This window comes from Streptomyces sp. NPDC093252, assembly GCF_040683675.1.
In the GTDB taxonomy this organism is placed as follows: domain Bacteria; phylum Actinomycetota; class Actinomycetes; order Streptomycetales; family Streptomycetaceae; genus Streptomyces.
On record NZ_JBFBEM010000026.1, the window covers coordinates 30,382 to 46,319 of the forward strand.

Annotated in this window: 14 protein-coding genes; 11 read left to right on the forward strand and 3 right to left on the reverse strand. The window is 71.2% G+C overall.

Annotation, left to right across the window (positions count from 1 at the left end):
• Nucleotides 1–11: 11 nt before the first annotated feature.
• Entirely contained in the window at nt 12–1,085 is a 1,074-nt protein-coding gene (locus AB0O01_RS35690; protein ID WP_365320176.1) for a hypothetical protein, read from the forward strand.
• A gap of 590 nt (nt 1,086–1,675) precedes the next feature.
• Here AB0O01_RS35690 and AB0O01_RS35695 read toward each other — a convergent pair.
• Nucleotides 1,676–2,143, reverse strand: a complete 468-nt coding sequence (locus tag AB0O01_RS35695) for a DUF3093 domain-containing protein (protein WP_365320225.1) — start codon at nt 2,141–2,143, stop codon at nt 1,676–1,678.
• A gap of 232 nt (nt 2,144–2,375) precedes the next feature.
• On the opposite strand from AB0O01_RS35695, the gene AB0O01_RS35700 reads away from it, so the two are divergent.
• From AB0O01_RS35700 to AB0O01_RS35740, 9 genes are all read left to right on the forward strand, one after another.
• Entirely contained in the window at nt 2,376–2,960 is a 585-nt protein-coding gene (locus AB0O01_RS35700) for a PaaI family thioesterase (RefSeq protein WP_365320178.1), read from the forward strand.
• Nucleotides 2,957–3,565, forward strand: coding sequence for a dUTP diphosphatase (dut, locus tag AB0O01_RS35705; protein ID WP_365320180.1), 609 nt, complete (start codon nt 2,957–2,959; stop codon nt 3,563–3,565). Before AB0O01_RS35700 ends, dut begins: the two co-directional genes overlap by 4 nt.
• 1 nt (nt 3,566) lies before the next feature.
• Nucleotides 3,567–4,349 carry a DUF3710 domain-containing protein gene (locus AB0O01_RS35710; RefSeq protein WP_365320182.1) on the forward strand — a complete coding sequence of 261 codons (783 nt, stop codon included), beginning with the start codon at nt 3,567–3,569 and terminating at the stop codon, nt 4,347–4,349.
• Nucleotides 4,350–4,680: 331 nt separating this feature from the next.
• The gene (locus tag AB0O01_RS35715) at nt 4,681–5,898 is read left to right on the forward strand and encodes an alginate lyase family protein (protein WP_365320184.1); all 1,218 of its coding nucleotides are present in this window, start codon (nt 4,681–4,683) and stop codon (nt 5,896–5,898) included.
• 108 nt (nt 5,899–6,006) lie between these two features.
• Complete coding sequence (locus AB0O01_RS35720; protein ID WP_365320186.1) at nt 6,007–6,699, forward strand: ABC transporter ATP-binding protein; 693 nt, start codon at nt 6,007–6,009, stop codon at nt 6,697–6,699.
• A 152-nt stretch (nt 6,700–6,851) separates the two neighbouring features.
• A complete protein-coding gene (locus AB0O01_RS35725; protein ID WP_365320188.1) occupies nt 6,852–9,659 on the forward strand; it encodes a sensor histidine kinase KdpD in 2,808 nt (935 codons plus the stop codon).
• Nucleotides 9,656–10,339, forward strand: a complete 684-nt coding sequence (locus AB0O01_RS35730) for a response regulator (RefSeq protein WP_355744410.1) — start codon at nt 9,656–9,658, stop codon at nt 10,337–10,339. The genes AB0O01_RS35725 and AB0O01_RS35730 overlap by 4 nt, the downstream gene beginning before the upstream one ends.
• A 41-nt stretch (nt 10,340–10,380) precedes the next feature.
• Entirely contained in the window at nt 10,381–10,779 is a 399-nt protein-coding gene (locus AB0O01_RS35735; protein WP_365320190.1) for an OB-fold nucleic acid binding domain-containing protein, read from the forward strand.
• Between the two features lie 3 nt (nt 10,780–10,782).
• Entirely contained in the window at nt 10,783–11,502 is a 720-nt protein-coding gene (locus AB0O01_RS35740) for a DUF3159 domain-containing protein (RefSeq protein ID WP_365320192.1), read from the forward strand.
• A 199-nt stretch (nt 11,503–11,701) separates the two neighbouring features.
• Here the strand turns inward: AB0O01_RS35740 and AB0O01_RS35745 are convergent, their stop codons facing one another.
• A complete protein-coding gene (locus AB0O01_RS35745) occupies nt 11,702–12,379 on the reverse strand; it encodes a TrkA family potassium uptake protein (protein ID WP_365320194.1) in 678 nt (225 codons plus the stop codon).
• Entirely contained in the window at nt 12,379–13,047 is a 669-nt protein-coding gene (locus AB0O01_RS35750; protein ID WP_355744422.1) for a TrkA family potassium uptake protein, read from the reverse strand. Before AB0O01_RS35750 ends, AB0O01_RS35745 begins: the two co-directional genes overlap by 1 nt.
• Before the next feature lie 659 nt (nt 13,048–13,706).
• Here AB0O01_RS35750 and AB0O01_RS35755 point away from each other — a divergent pair.
• Nucleotides 13,707–15,839, forward strand: a complete 2,133-nt coding sequence (locus AB0O01_RS35755) for an APC family permease (protein WP_365320196.1) — start codon at nt 13,707–13,709, stop codon at nt 15,837–15,839.
• Nucleotides 15,840–15,938 lie beyond the last annotated feature (99 nt).

A 15,938-nucleotide genomic window follows, 5' to 3' on the forward strand; every position in this document is an offset into this window, starting at 1 on the left:
AGGGGTCGGGCATGACTGGCTCGACCTCCCCCTGGAAGCGCCGCTTTCCAGGACGGAAGGCGGACTCGGGACCGTCCCAGGACGGTCCGTACGGCGTGCGTGACGACGAGCGAGGCCCTTCCACGGCTGATTCCGGTACGGAACCCGGCCCTGGCTCGGCCTCGCTCGAACCGGCGGCCGGGGCCGACCTCCCGGCACCGTCGGCGGGGCTCCTGCCGCTGGAAGGGCCTCTGCCGCTGGAAGGGCCCGCGCCCGTCGCCCGTCGCCGGGTGGCGGTCATCAGGGACCGGGCCAGGGACCTGGCCGTGGAAGGCGCCCGCAAGGGCGGCAACCGGGCCAGGGCGTCCCTGGCCTTTCTCGCCGACCGGCTGATCGATCTGGCACCGCGGATCCCCGTACGGGATCTGGCGACCCTGCGCCGGCAGTTCCCCGGGCTCGGGCCGGAGCAGATCGCCGACAAGCTGGTGGCCGGTGCCGCCAACGCCTCGGCGACCGTCGGAGCGGGAGTCGGCGCCGCCGCGATGATGCCGGTACCGCCCGCGATGCCCACGGAGCTGGCGGCCGAGGTGACCGGGGTCGCCGCGATCGAGCTGAAGCTGATCGCCGAGCTGCACGAGGTGTACGGCCTCAGACCGCCCGGCACCCTCAAGGACCGCAGTACGGCCTACTTGCGCTCCTGGTCCGGCGAGCGCGGTATCGACGTGATGAAACCCGCGTCGGTCAACGCCGCCCTGGGTGGCCAGATGAAGCGCGAGCTGCGCCAGCAGATCATGAAGCGCATGGTGCGCAACATGCCGAACCTGATGCCGTTCATGGTCGGCGCCGCCGTCGGCGCGGTCATGAACCGCCGCGACACCAAGAAGCTCGCCCACCGCATCCGCGCCGATCTGCACGGCATGCAGATCCCCTGGGAGCAGCTCACCGAGCTGCCGACGCTGGAGCAGCCGGCCGAGCCGCTGCCCCTGCCGCTGCGCGAGGCGCTCGGGGAGTCCTCCGGGGCGCCCTCCGGGAAGTCCTCCGGGCAAACCCCTGGGGGAGCCCCCGAAGGTCCGGGGGAAGCCTCCGGCGCCCCCGGCGCCCGCTGACCGCCGGAGCCCCGCTCGTCGCCGAGCGCCCGCCGCGGAGCGGCCGTCCACCGTCGAAGGAGCGTCCGCCGGAGAAGCGGGCCGCCCACTGTCGGAGGAGCATCCGCCGCAGAAGCGGGCCGCCCATCGCCAGACGAGCGCCGACCGCCCAGCGACCACGGCGCGCCGGGCGTCCGCCCACCGTCAATGACTCGCGATCCGTCAGGTGCCTGCCGGGTGACCGCTGACTGCCCAGCGGCCACAGCCCTCTGGGCGACTGGGGCACGCGCGACAGTCGCAGCCCGCCAAAAGGGCCGCGAGCCGCTGAGCGACCGCGGCCCCTCGGGCGACTTCGACCCACCAGGCCCCCGCCCACCGTCAAGGGCCCGCGCCACCGTCAAGGGCCTGCCCACTGCCTCGTGATCGCTGACCGCCAAGCCTCTCCGGCCCTTCAGGCGACTGCGCCCCGCCAAACAGCCGTGCCCCGCCGAGCGATCGCGCCCCGCCGAACGACCGCGACCTGCCGAGCGACGGTGGCCCCGCAGATGACTTCCGCCCCCAGGCTCCCCGCCCCACCGGGCAAAACGCAGCCCGCCGGGCGGCCCCGTCCCTCAGGCGACCGCCGCGCGTGCCCCGCGTACCGCCTCGATCAGCTCTTCCGGGTGGCGGGTCGACAGATACAGATACGGAGTGGGGTCCTCCGGGTCGGTGACCTCGATGCGCACCGCGGTCGGGATGTAGGCCCGCAGCAGCATGAAGGCGCGGACGTCCGCCTTGTGGGTCCGCCAGGCGGCGGCCTCCTCGCGGTCCAGCACGTGCGCCTCGCCGAGCGCCGTCACCGGGATCTTCGCCTCCCCGGCGACCAGCGCGCCGCCGACCACCCGGATCCGCACCGAGCCGTACGAGCTGCCCGCGACGGCCGCCACGGCGGTGCCGCCGACCAGACCGCCCAGCAGCGGCAGGGTGCCGAACGGCAGCAGGGTCAGCGCCAGACCGATCCCGACCAGCAGGGAGATCCCCCACCAGGTCTTGGGCGCGGTGAGGCGTTCTTCGTACGGGGTCGCCGAGAGCTGCTCCATGCGCACTAGCTTGGCACGGAGGGTGCGGGGGGCCGTCGCCAGGGCGGTCCCGCCCAGGCCGTCGCCGAAGCCGTACAAGACGCCGTACAAGAACCCCGTACGAGAGCCCGTAGGGGGAGCCGTACGAGAGGCCGTGGGGCGAGCCGGGTGGGAGGCCATGGGGGAAGCCGGGTGGAGGGACCGTGGGAGGGAGAGCCGTAGGTCACAGTGCGGGCGGGTAAGGTCTGCGGCTGTGAGTGGTACTTCCCCGAGCCCGAAGCCCCCGGCCGACGCCGTGCCGCCGGTCCGGCATCCCGACGCTCCCGCACCCGGTGAGCTGCTGGGATCGCACTATGGCCAGTGCTTCGGCTGCGGTGGCGAACAGGCGCACGGACTGCATCTGGCGGCCCGTGCCGGTGAGGGCGTGTCGATCACCGCCGAGTTCACCGTCCAGGCCGCCCACCAGGGCGCCCCCGGCCTCGCCCACGGCGGGGTACTGGCCGCCGCCCTGGACGAGACCCTCGGCTCGCTGAACTGGCTGCTGCGGGTCATCGCCGTCACCGGGCGGCTGGAGACGGACTTCGTCCGGCCGGTCCCGGTCGGCACCACCCTGCATCTGGCGGCCGAGGTCGTCGCGGTGGCCGGGCGGAAGATCTACTCCACGGCCACCGGCCGGATCGGCGGCCCCGACGGGCCCCTCGCGGTCCGCGCGGACGCCCTCTTCATCGAGGTCAAGGTGGACCACTTCGTCGACAACGGCCGCCAGGAGGAGATCCGGGCCGCCATGAACGATCCCGACCAGATCCGGCGTGCCCGCGCCTTCGAGGTGAACCCGTGAGCCGCGAACCGCTCGGCGTTCTCGTCCGCCGTGTCGACCCCGGCGTACCGCTGCCCGCGTACGCGCATCCCGGGGACGCCGGGGCCGATCTGCGGACCACCGAGGCGTGCGAGCTGAAGCCGGGGGAGCGGGTCGTTCTGCCCACCGGGGTGTCCGTGGCGCTCCCGGAGGGGTACGCGGCCTTCGTGCACCCCCGGTCCGGGCTCGCCGCCCGCTGCGGCGTCGCCCTCGTGAATGCCCCGGGGACGGTTGATGCCGGGTACCGTGGGGAGATCAAGGTGATCGTGGTGAATCTCGACCCGCGCGACCGCGTGCGGTTCGAGCGCTACGACCGGATTGCCCAACTGGTTGTCCAGCAGGTCGAGAGGGTCCGCTTCCAGGAGGTGGCGGAACTTCCCGGCTCGGCGCGGGCCGCGGGGGGCTTCGGGTCCACCGGAGGCCATGCCGCCGTGGGCACGACCGGTGCCGCCGACGGGACGGTCAGCGGCACAGCAAACGGTACAACAAGCGACACAACAAGCGGCACAAACGGTCATGCCGCCGCGGGCGGCACGACGGGTGGGAATCGATACGCATCGGTCGTATCCGACCGGGAAGGACAGTGACGTGTTCGGACGTCGCAAGAAGAAGGATGCCGCCGAGGACGCGGCCGGCGAGGCCGAGCAGGTCGTCGACAGTGTCGGCACTGAGGCGGACGACGCAGCGGACGGCGGCGGCGAGGGCGGGCGCGAGCGCGTACGCCTGGAGCCCGAGCCCCGGCCCGACGGGCCCTGGGACAGCACCGAGGTGACCGAGCCGGCCGAGGGCCGGGTCGACCTGGGCGGCATCTTCGTCCCGGGTGTGGACGGCATGGAGCTGCGGGTCGAGGTCGCCGGTGACGCGATCGTCGCGGCCACGGTCGTCCTGCGTGACAGCGCGGTCCAGCTCCAGGCGTTCGCCGCGCCGAAGCGCGAGGGCATCTGGGGCGAGGTGCGCGAGGAGATCGCCACCGGCATCACCCAGCAGGGCGGCATCGTCGACGAGGTCGAGGGGCCGCTGGGCTGGGAGCTGCGGGCCCAGGTGCCGGTGCAGCTCCCGGACGGCACGGGCGGCTTCCAGGTGGTCCGGTTCGTCGGTGTGGACGGCCCCCGCTGGTTCCTGCGCGGAGTGATCTCCGGGCAGGGCGCGGTGCAGCCGCAGGCCGCCGGGCTCCTGGAGCAGATCTTCCGGGACACGGTGGTGGTGCGCGGCGAGGGCCCGATGGCGCCCCGCGACCCGATCGTCCTGAAGCTGCCCAACGACGCCCAGATGGTCCCCGAGGGCGTGCAGCAGGAGGACCAGGCCGGTTCCCGCTTCTCCGGCGGCATGGGCCAGCTCCAGCGCGGACCGGAGATCACGGAGGTCCGCTAGCCGACGGTCACCGGATCCGCGGCATTCACCGCATTCCACCGCATTCCACAGCATTCACAGTCGAACGAGGATGGGCCGCGTTCCCGAGAGGGGCGCGGCCCATCGCCGTTTCCGGCGGGCACCGGTCACCGGTCATCCATCGCCGGTCGTCAATCGCCGGTCATCAGTCATCAGTCACCGGTCACCCGGTTTCCGTGACGGCGACCCTTGACGCCCTCCTGGTCCATACCTATCGTCTCCGGCCAACCCTCCTGTTCATGGAGGGAGTCGTCGTTCATATACGAGAATGCCCGCCAGGGCATTCGCAGTCGAGAACGGATGGACCTCCACGATGCCGAACACCCCCACACGGCACCGCCGCAGAGCCACGTCCCTCACCGCCACCATCGTCACCGCCGCGACGGCGCTCGTCGCCGGACTGCTCGCCGGACCGGGCGCCGCCCCCGCGGGCGCCGCCCCTGCCACGTTCACCCACCCCGGCGTCACCGTCTCCAAGAGCCAGCTCGACTTCGCCCGCGAGAAGGTTCTGGCCGGAGCCCAGCCCTGGAAGGGCGCCTACGACCAGATGATGGCGAGCAAGTACGCCGTCCAGAGCCGGGCGCCCAAGCCGCGCGCGGTCGTGGAGTGCGGTTCGTACTCCAACCCCAACAACGGGTGCACCGATGAGCGCGAGGACGCCATCGCCGCCTACACCAACGCGCTCGCCTGGTACGTCACCCGGGACGCCCGTTACGCGCAGAAGGCCATCCAGCTCATGGACGCATGGTCGGGCACCCTCACCGACCACACCAACAGCAACGCCCCGCTCCAGACCGGCTGGGCCGGCTCCTCCTGGCCCAAGGCCGCCGAGATCATCAAGTACACGTACACCGGCGGCTGGCCGAACTCCGGGCGGTTCGCCACCATGCTCCGCAATGTCTACCTCCCGGAGATCATCAACGGCTCCAACTCCAACGGGAACTGGGAGCTGTCGATGATGGAGGCCGCCATAGGCATCTCCGTCTTCCTGGAGGACAAGACGTCCTACGACCGGGCCATGGCCACCTTCCGCACCCGCACCGCCGCCTTCGTGTACCTCGCGTCGGACGGGGACCTGCCGAGGACCGTGCCCAGCCAGAACCTCAACACCCGCGAGAAGATCGTCGGCTACTGGCAGGGCCAGTCCACCTTCGTCACCGGCCTCACCCAGGAGACCTGCCGCGACTTCACCCACACCGGATACGGCATCTCCGCGATCTCCCATGTCGCCGAGACCAGCCGCATCCAGGGCCAGGACCTCTACGGCACCGACGTCGGCGAGCGGCTGCGGCACGCCCTCGGCTTCCAGGCCCGCTACGAACTGGGCGAGGCCGCGCCGGGCTGGCTGTGCGGCGGCACCCTGAACCGGGGCCTCGGCCCGATCACCGAGGTCGGCTACAACGCCCTGCACAACCGGCTGGGCATCGCCATGTCCAACACCCAGGCGCTGACCGAGCGCAACCGTCCGTCCGGCAGCAACAATCTCTTCGTCGCCTGGGAAACCCTCACTCACGGTGACAACCCGAACTGATCCCGGCGCGTCTTATCCGTTGATCGGCCGGGCGCCCCCGGCGATACTGGCGCCCGGCCCAGCGAGTGGTTCCGGACGCTCCCGGGCCGGTCACGGGGGAGGAAGAGCATGCATCAGGTGGTCACCGACACCATGGTCGGCGTCGAGGACGTCCACAGGTCGTACGGGCAGGGCGCCGCCGCCGTCCATGCCCTGCGCGGGGTGTCGTTCGCCGTGCCGCGCGGCGAGCTGGTCGCCCTCAAGGGCCGCTCCGGCTCCGGCAAGACCACCCTGCTCAACATCGTCGGCGGGCTCGACGCCCCCGACCGGGGCCGGATCACCCTCGACGGGCGGGATCTGACCGGGCTCGGCGAGAGCGGCCTGCTGGAGCTGCGCCGGGACCGGATCGGCTTCGTTTTCCAGTCCTTCGGCCTCATCCCGATCCTCAGCGCCGCCGAGAACGTCGGGGTGCCGCTGCGGCTGCGCCGGACCGACCCGCGCGAGCGGGACGAACGCGTCGCGCTGCTGCTCGCCCTGGTCGGCCTCAGCGAGCACGCCGCCCAGCGGCCCGGCGAGCTGTCCGGCGGCCAGCAGCAGCGGGTCGCCATCGCCCGCGCCCTCGCCAACAACCCCGCCCTGCTCATCGCCGACGAACCCACCGCCCAGCTCGACGCCGAGACCGGGCACGCGGTGATGGAGCTGCTCAGAGCGGTCGTCCGCAGCGAGGGCGTCACCGCCCTCGTCGCCACCCATGACGCGACCCTGCTGGACCTCGCCGACCGGGTGCTGGAGCTGAGTGACGGGACGATCGTGGAGGCGTGACCGGGGCCATCCGCTCGGTCACCACGGGGTACGGCGGCGCATCAGAGTTCTGTCAAAGACGTCCCCTCGACTCACGCTCGTCCCCTTTGTCGGCATCGTTGGCCGTAAGGTCTACGCTGCGTACGCGGCAGTGACGGGAAGACAATAGGGACATGGCACGCGGCAAGCTTCGGATCTACCTCGGTGCGGCACCGGGCGTCGGCAAGACCTACGCCATGCTCTCGGAGGCCCATCGCCGGGTCGAGCGGGGCACGGACTGCGTGGTCGCGTTCGTGGAGCACCACGCCCGGCCCCGGACCGAGGTGATGCTGCACGGCCTGGAGCAGATCCCGCGCCGGGAGCTGGAGTACCGGGACACGACGTTCACGGAGATGGACGTGGACGCGGTCCTCGCCCGGCGCCCCAAGGTCGCCCTCGTGGACGAACTGGCCCACACCAACGTCCCGGGCTCCCGCAACCCCAAGCGCTGGCAGGACGTCGAGGAACTCCTGGCGGCCGGGATCGATGTCGTCTCCACCGTCAACATCCAGCACCTGGAGTCACTCGGCGATGTCGTGGAGTCCATCACGGGGGTGCGGCAGCAGGAGACCGTGCCGGACGAGGTGGTGCGGCGGGCCGACCAGATAGAGCTGGTCGACATGTCCCCGGAGGCCCTGCGCCGCCGGATGGCGCACGGCAACATCTACAAGCCCGACAAGGTCGACGCGGCCCTCTCCAACTACTTCCGGCCCGGCAACCTCACCGCCCTGCGGGAACTGGCCCTCCTCTGGGTCGCGGACCGGGTGGACGAGTATCTGACCGAGTACCGCAGCGAGCACCGGGTGTCGAAGATCTGGGGCTCGCGGGAGCGGATCGTCGTCGGCCTGACCGGCGGTCCCGAGGGGCGGACGCTGATCCGCCGGGCCGCCCGGCTCGCCGAGAAGGGCGCCGGGGGCGAGGTCCTCGCCGTCTACATCGCCCGCAGCGACGGACTCACCGGTGCCTCGCCCAAGGAACTGGCCGTCCAGCGCACGCTGGTCGAGGATCTCGGCGGCACCTTCCATCATGTGGTGGGGGACGACATTCCCGCCTCCCTCCTGGACTTCGCGCGGGGTGTGAACGCCACACAGATCGTGCTCGGCTCCTCCCGCCGCAAGAGCTGGCAGTACGTCTTCGGACCGGGTGTCGGGGCGACCGTCGCCCGCGAGTCCGGGCCCGACCTCGATGTCCACATCGTCACCCACGAGGAGGCCGCCAAGGGGCGCGGACTGCCCGTCGCCCGGGGCGCCCGGCTCGGGCGGGGGCGGATCCTGTGGGGCTGGATCGTCGGACTGGCCGGGCCGCCGCTGCTGACGCTGCTGCTGAGCACGGTCAGTATCGGCCTCGCCAACGACATGCTGCTCTTCCTCACCGTGACGGTCGCCGCCGCGCTGCTCGGCGGGCTCTATCCGGCGCTCGCCTCGGCCGCCGTCGGCTCGCTCCTGCTGAACTGGTTCTTCACCTATCCGCTGCACCGGCTGACCATCGCCGACCCCAAGAACATCGTCGCCCTGGTGATCTTCATCGGGGTCGCGGTGTCCGTCGCGTCCGTCGTGGACACCGCCGCCCGGCGCACCCATCAGGCGGCCCGGCTGAGAGCCGAGGCGGGCATACTCTCCTTCCTCGCGGGCAATGTGCTGCGCGGCGAGACCAGCCTCGAAGAGCTGCTGGAACGGGTCCGGGAGACCTTCGGCATGGAATCGGCGGCCATGCTGGAGCGGTCCAGCGACGTCGACCCCTGGACCTGCGTCGGCCGCGCGGGCGTCGGGCCGGCCCCCGAGCGGCCCGAGGACGCCGATGTGGACGTCCCCGTCGGCGATCACATGGCGCTCGCGCTCACCGGCCGGGTGCTGCCCGCCTCCGACCGCCGGGTGCTGGCCGCCTTCGCCGCGCAGGCGGCCGTGGTGCTCGACCGGCGCCGGTTGCGCGAGGAGGCCCACCAGGCGCGGGCACTGGCCGAGGGCAACCGCATCCGCACCGCGCTGCTGGCCGCCGTCAGCCATGATCTGCGCACGCCCCTCGCCGGGATCAAGGCCGCCGTCTCCTCACTGCGGTCGGACGACGTGGCCTGGTCGGAGGAGGACCAGGCCGAGTTGCTGGAGGGCATCGAGGAGGGCGCCGACCGGCTCGACCACCTCGTCGGCAATCTGCTCGACATGTCCCGCCTCCAGACTGGGACCGTCACCCCGATCATCCGGGACATCGACGTCGACGAGGTGGTGCCGATGGCGCTCGGCGGGGTGCCCGAGGACAGCGTGGAACTGGATATTCCGGAGACTCTGCCCATGGTGTCCGTGGACGCCGGGCTGCTGGAGCGGTCGGTGGCCAACCTGGTGGAGAACGCCGTCAAGTACAGCCCGCCGGAGCAGACGGTGCTGGTCGCCGCGAGCGCCATCGCGGACCGGGTGGAGGTGCGGGTGGTCGACCGGGGGCCGGGAGTGCCGGACGAGGCGAAGGAACGCATCTTCGAGCCCTTCCAGCGGCACGGGGACGTCCCCCGCGGGGCGGGTGTCGGCCTCGGCCTCGCCGTCGCGCGCGGCTTCACCGAGGCGATGGGCGGCACACTGACCGCGGAGGACACCCCGGGCGGCGGTCTGACGATGGTGCTGACCCTGCGGGCGGCCCGGCGGGACGGGGACGACCGGTGGGACGGCGACCGGACGGACGCGGACCGCGCGGGCGGGGACCGGACGGACGGGGGGCGGGTGCACGGGGGCCGGGCGGACGCGGACCGGGCCGCGGCGCCCGGTACCGGGGAACCGGGCGGGGTGCCCGGCACCGGGCAACCGGCCGAGGCGCCCGGTACCGGGCAACCGGCCAGGGCGGACGGCGCCGGGAAACCGGTGGATGCCGGGCAGCCGGCGGATGTGACGACAGCGCGGGCCGACCGGCCGCGCACCGGGGCCGAGGGCCCCCTACGAACCGAAAGGCGGGCTTCATGACCCGGGTGCTCGTGATCGACGACGAGCCGCAGATCGTGCGCGCCCTCGTGATCAACCTCAAGGCCCGCAAGTACGAGGTCGACGCGGCCCACGACGGGGCCACCGCCCTCCAGCTCGCCGCCGCCCGCCACCCCGATGTGGTCGTGCTGGACCTGGGGCTCCCGGACATGGACGGCGTCGAGGTGATCAAGGGGCTGCGGGGCTGGACCCGCGTACCGATCCTGGTGCTCTCCGCGCGGCACTCCTCCGACGAGAAGGTCGAGGCGCTGGACGCGGGCGCCGACGACTACGTCACCAAGCCCTTCGGCATGGACGAACTGCTCGCCCGGCTCCGGGCCGCCGTGCGCCGGGCCGAGCCCACCGGGGCCGGTGAGGACGAGGTGACCGTCGAGACCGACGACTTCACCGTCGACCTCGCCGCGAAGAAGGTCAACCGGGCGGGGAAGGACGTACGGCTCACCCCCACCGAGTGGCATCTGCTGGAGGTGCTGGTGCGCAACACCGGGCGCCTGGTCAGCCAGAAGCAACTGCTCCAGGAGGTGTGGGGGCCGTCGTACGGGACGGAGACCAACTATCTGCGGGTCTACATGGCCCAGCTCCGCCGGAAACTGGAGGCGGACCCCTCGCACCCCCGGCACTTCATCACCGAACCGGGGATGGGATACCGCTTCGAGAAATGAGGGGGTACTGGGCTGTCGGGGTGCCCCGGTACCCTTCAGACATGAGTGCTGTTCCTGGTTCCGACAAGCCGGTGGGCCGGTTCCGGCGCATGCTCGACCGGCTCTCCTCATCGCAGGAGGACCTGGAGTCCGAGGAGCTGCGCGAGGACGCGGACATCACCGGGTGCACCCGTATCTGTGACTGCCACGACCGACAGATCGTGACGGTTACTGGTACCTTGCGCACGGTCACGCTGCGTCCGCGGGCCGGTGTCCCGGCCCTGGAGGCCGAGCTGTTCGACGGCTCCGCCGCGCTGGACGTGGTGTGGCTGGGGCGGCGTTCCATCGTCGGGATCGAGCCGGGCCGCAGGATGATCGCGTCGGGCCGGATCTCGATGAGCCGGGGCCGCAGAGTGCTGTTCAATCCCAAGTACGAACTGAGACCCCTCGGACGGGAGTAGCCGGTGACGTCGCTCGACAAGCCGACCGAAGACGCCCAGCAGGAGCGGGAGCACGATTCCCGCGCGGTCACCGAGGCCGCCCTGTTCGAGGCGTTCGGCGGCGTCCGGGGCATGGTCGAGACGGTCGTCCCGGGCCTGCTGTTCGTCAGCATCTACACGATCAACAAGGACCTGCATCTGTCGGCCATCGCCGCGCTGGCCGTGTCCCTGGTGCTCGTGGTGGTCCGGCTCGCCATGAAGGACACCGTCAAGCACGCCTTCAGCGGGGTCTTCGGGGTCGCCTTCGGTGTGGTCTTCGCGATGATGACCGGCAACGCCAAGGACTTCTATCTGCCGGGCATGCTCTACACGGTGGGGCTGGGCCTCGCCTACATCGTCACCACGCTGTGCGGGGTGCCGCTGATCGGGCTGATCCTGGGGCCGGTGTTCAAGGAGAACCTGTCCTGGCGGACCCGCAATCCCGGGCGGAAGAAGGCGTACGCCAAGGCGAGCTGGGCGTGGGGGCTGATTCTGCTCGGCAAGTCGGCGATTCTGTTCCCGCTGTACTGGTGGGCGGACACGACGCAGCTCGGGTGGGTGTTGGTGGGTCTGAAGATTCCGCCGTTCTTGTTGGCGGTGTGGTTGACGTGGGTCTTCCTGGCGAAGGCGCCGGCGCCGATCGATGTGTTCGCGGAGATGGAGGCGGCCGAGCGGGAGGAAGCTGCCAAGGGGGCCGTGAAGTAGAAGCAGGGGTGCGGGGCGGTTGGTGGGGGCCCGGCGTTGCCGTGAGCCTGCCGGGGGTTTCGCCCCCGGACCTCCGGGCCTGTGCCCACCCTGCCGACCGTCTCGGTTCGTCAAAAAGTCGTCGTTACAAAGTCGCCAGGTCGCAAAGAAGCCACAAAGGGCCCCGCTTCTCCTCTCGCGGGGCCCCTCTTCCTCCCACCTACCCCGCCGACCCCTCCCGGCGTTCCGACAGCAGGTCCTCCAACTGCTCCTCCCTCGCCTGGGCGGCGACGAAGAGGAGTTCGTCGCCGGCCTCCAAGGAGTCCTCGCGGGTGGGGGTGAGGACACGGGTGCCGCGGATGATCGTGACCAGGGACGTGTCCTCCGGCCAGTCGACATCGCCGACCTGCGTCCCGGCCAGGGCGGACTCCTCGGGGAGGGTCAGCTCGACCAGGTTGGCGTCACCGTGGCTGAAGCGCAGCAGCCGGACCAGGTCGCCGACGCTCACCGCCTCCTCCACCAGCGCCGACATCAGCCGCGGTGTGGAGACGGCGACATCCACGCCCCACGCCTCGTTGAACAGCCATTCGTTCTTCGGGTTGTTCACCCGGGCGACGACCCGCGGAACCCCGTACTCCGTCTTCGCGAGCAGGGAGACGACCAGGTTGACCTTGTCGTCGCCGGTCGCGGCGATGACGACATTGCAGCGCTGGAGCGCGGCCTCGTCCAGGGAGGTGATCTCGCAGGCGTCGGCCAGCAGCCACTCCGCCTGGGGCACCCGCTCGACCGAGATCGCGGTCGGGGCCTTGTCGATCAGCAGGATCTCGTGGCCGTTCTCCAGCAGTTCGCCCGCGATCGAGCGGCCCACCGCACCGGCCCCGGCAATGGCGACCCTCATCAGTTGCCGCCCTCCTTCGGGCCCTCGGCGAAGGCCGCCTCGACCTTCTCGACCTCGTCCGTGCGCATCATGACGTGCACGAGGTCGCCCTCCTGGAGCACCGTCTGCGACGACGGCAGGATCGCCTCGCCCAGCCGGGTCAGGAACGCCACCCGGACGCCGGTCTCCTCCTGGAGTCTGCTGATCTTGTGGCCGACCCAGGCGTGCGAGGCGTGGACCTCGGCGAGCTGGACACCGCCGGTGGGATCGCGCCACAGCGGCTCCGAGCCGGACGGCAGCAGACGGCGCAGCATCTGATCGGCGGTCCAGCGGACCGTGGCGACCGTGGGGATGCCGAGCCGCTGGTAGACCTCGGCGCGGCGGGGGTCGTAGATCCGGGCCGCGACGTTCTCCACGGCGAACATCTCGCGGGCCACCCGGGCGGCGATGATGTTGGAGTTGTCGCCGCTGGAGACGGCGGCGAAGGCGCCCGCCTCCTCGATGCCGGCCTCGCGCAGGGTGTCCTGGTCGAAGCCGACACCGGTGACCCGGCGACCGCCGAAGGAGGAGCCGAGGCGTCGGAAGGCGGTGGGGTCCTGGTCGATCACGGCGACCGTGTGCCCCTGTTGCTCCAGGGTCTGGGCGAGAGCGGAACCCACTCTGCCGCAGCCCATGATGACGATGTGCACGACCGTCCTTCCGAGGTCACGGGTGTTGTTGACGTGGCTGGTTCTAGGGTCTCAGACCGCCGCCCAAGCTACACACGCACGGTGGCCGGAGGGCACCCCTGTGCAGTTCCGTCCGATGGGGTCCTTTTCTGGGGGCAGGGGGATGGTCAGCGCCTGCTGATGCGGCGGACGCTGAGCAGGGTGAGGATGCCGAGGCCGATGAGGGCGGCGGTGGCGCCGATCAGCTCTGCGGTGGCGGGCATGGGACCTCCGGGATTCCGAGGGGCTTCCGAGGGGCTTCCGAGGGGGCTCTGGGGAGGGCGGGGGCTTTCAGGGTGCTTTCAGAGGGCTTTCAAGGAGGCTTCCAAGGGGAAGGAGGGGGCGGGTGTCTGTGAAGGGAGACGCAGGGAGGGCGGTCGGTGCCTGTCCGGCGTTCCGGGGCGCTGCGGGGGCGCCGAGGGGGTGAGGGGGCGCTGGGGGCTGAGAGGGGGGCGCTGGGGGGATCGTCGTACAGGCGTGGTTGTCGTACCGGAAAGGTGGGGGGTGGTGCGGCCGAATCGGGGGTGTGATTCACCCGTGGGGCAGATCGGGGGCGGCTGTGCGGGGGGCGCCGGATCTGTGGCCCGGATCTCGTGCACGATGTGGGCGGTCGGGCGTTCGAGCCCGTACGATGCTCAGTCGTGTCCAAACTGACCGACGTGCCCAAACGGATCCTCATCGGGCGCGCACTGCGCAGTGACCGGCTGGGGGAAACGCTCCTGCCGAAGCGCGTCGCCCTCCCGGTGTTCGCGTCCGACCCGCTCTCCTCGGTGGCGTACGCCCCGGGCGAGGTGCTGCTGGTGCTGTCCATCGCGGGTGTGTCGGCGTACCAGTTCAGCCCCTGGATCGCGCTGGCGGTCGTGGTGCTGATGTTCACCGTGGTCGCCTCCTACCGGCAGAACGTGCACGCCTACCCGAGCGGCGGCGGCGACTACGAGGTGGCCACCACCAATCTGGGCCCCAAGGCGGGACTGACGGTCGCCAGCGCGCTGCTCGTCGACTACGTCCTGACCGTCGCCGTCTCCATCTCCTCGGGCATCGAGAACCTGGGCTCGGCGATCCCGTTCGTGGTCGAGAACAAGGTCGCCTGCGCGATCGGGGTGATCGTGCTGCTGACGGTGATGAATCTGCGCGGGGTGCGGGAGTCGGGCACGCTGTTCTCGATCCCCACGTATGTGTTCGTCGCCGGTGTCTTCATCATGATCGCGTGGGGGGCGTACCGGGGGCTGGTCCTGGACGACACCATGCGGGCGCCGACCGCGGGCTTCGAGATCAAGGCGGAGCATCAGGGGCTGGCCGGTTTCGCCCTGGTGTTCCTGCTGCTGCGGGCGTTCTCGTCCGGCTGCGCCGCCCTGACGGGTGTGGAGGCGATCTCCAACGGGGTGCCGGCCTTCCGCAAGCCCAAGTCCCGCAACGCGGCGACCACGCTGGCGCTGATGGGGCTGCTGGCGGTGACGATGTTCTGCGGGATCATCGGGCTGGCCATGGCCAGCGACGTACGGATGGCGGAGAACCCGGCGTACGAACTGCTGGACAACGGCGTCCCGGTCGGCTCGGACTATGTCCAGAACCCGGTGATCTCCCAGGTCGCCGAGGCGGTCTTCGGCAACGGCAGCTTCTTCTTCCTGCTCCTGGCGGCGGCCACGGCCCTCGTCCTCTTCCTCGCGGCCAACACCGCGTACAACGGCTTCCCGGTGCTCGGTTCGATACTCGCCCAGGACCGCTACCTCCCGCGCCAGCTCCACACCCGCGGCGACCGCCTCGCCTTCTCCAACGGCATCGTGCTGCTGGCGGGCGCGGCGGGCCTGCTGGTCTGGGTCTACGGCGCGGACTCGACCCGGCTCATCCAGCTCTACATCGTCGGGGTCTTCGTCTCCTTCACGCTCAGCCAGACCGGCATGGTCCGGCACTGGAACCGTCATCTCGCGGTCGAGAAGGACCCGGCGAAGCGGCGGCAGATGATCCGCTCCCGCGCGATCAACGCGTTCGGCGCGTTCTTCACCGGGCTGGTGCTGGTGGTGGTCCTGGTCACGAAGTTCACCCATGGGGCCTGGGTGGCGCTGCTCGGCATGGTGCTCTTCTACGGGGTCATGACCGTGATCCGGCGCCACTACGACCGGGTCTCGGAGGAACTGGCCGCGCCGGAGGAGCCCAGCGACGACAGCGTGCGGCCCTCGCGGGTGCATTCGGTGGTCCTCATCTCCAAGATCCACCGTCCGACGCTGCGGGCGCTGGCCTACGCCAAGCTGATGCGCTCCGACACGCTGGAGGCGCTCAGCGTCAATGTGGACCCGGCCGAGACGAAGGCGCTGCGGGAGGAGTGGGAGCGGCGGGGGATCGACGTCCCGCTGAAGGTGCTGGACTCGCCGTACCGGGAGATCACCCGGCCGGTGATCGAGTACGTGAAGAGCCTGCGGCGGGAGTCGCCGCGGGACGCGGTGTCGGTGATCATCCCGGAGTATGTGGTGGGGCACTGGTACGAGCAGTTGCTGCACAACCAGAGCGCGCTGCGGCTGAAGGGGCGGCTGCTGTTCACGCCGGGGGTGATGGTGACGTCGGTGCCGTATCAGTTGGAGTCGTCGGAGGCGGCGCGGCAGCGGGCGCGGCGGCGGCAGGACTGGAATGCGCCGGGGGCGGTGCGGCGGGGGCCGGTGCGGGGGGCGGGGCAGGGTGCGGGGCAAGGTCTAGGGCAGGGTGTGGGGACGGGTAGGGGTGCGGGTAGTGGTTCGGGTGCGGGTGAGCGGGGGGTGGATGCTGAGCGGGGTGAGGGGTGAGGGGGTGCTCCGGGTGTGAGCGGGGGGTGGGCTGAGGAGTCGGGCTTGGGGTGAGGGTGGGGCTCCTGGTGTGGGTGGGGTGGGCTGAGGGGTGGGGCT

Excerpts from the sequence above, each read along its gene's own strand:
- AB0O01_RS35690 (WP_365320176.1), top strand. The coding sequence starts at position 12 with ATGACTGGCTCGACCTCCCCCTGGAAGCGCCGCTTTCCAGGACGGAAG.
- AB0O01_RS35695 (WP_365320225.1), bottom strand. The coding sequence starts at position 2,143 with ATGGAGCAGCTCTCGGCGACCCCGTACGAAGAACGCCTCACCGCGCCC.
- AB0O01_RS35715 (WP_365320184.1), top strand. The coding sequence starts at position 4,681 with ATGCCGAACACCCCCACACGGCACCGCCGCAGAGCCACGTCCCTCACC.
- AB0O01_RS35720 (WP_365320186.1), top strand. The coding sequence starts at position 6,007 with ATGCATCAGGTGGTCACCGACACCATGGTCGGCGTCGAGGACGTCCAC.
- AB0O01_RS35725 (WP_365320188.1), top strand. The coding sequence starts at position 6,852 with ATGGCACGCGGCAAGCTTCGGATCTACCTCGGTGCGGCACCGGGCGTC.
- AB0O01_RS35730 (WP_355744410.1), top strand. The coding sequence starts at position 9,656 with ATGACCCGGGTGCTCGTGATCGACGACGAGCCGCAGATCGTGCGCGCC.
- AB0O01_RS35735 (WP_365320190.1), top strand. The coding sequence starts at position 10,381 with ATGAGTGCTGTTCCTGGTTCCGACAAGCCGGTGGGCCGGTTCCGGCGC.
- AB0O01_RS35745 (WP_365320194.1), bottom strand. The coding sequence starts at position 12,379 with ATGAGGGTCGCCATTGCCGGGGCCGGTGCGGTGGGCCGCTCGATCGCG.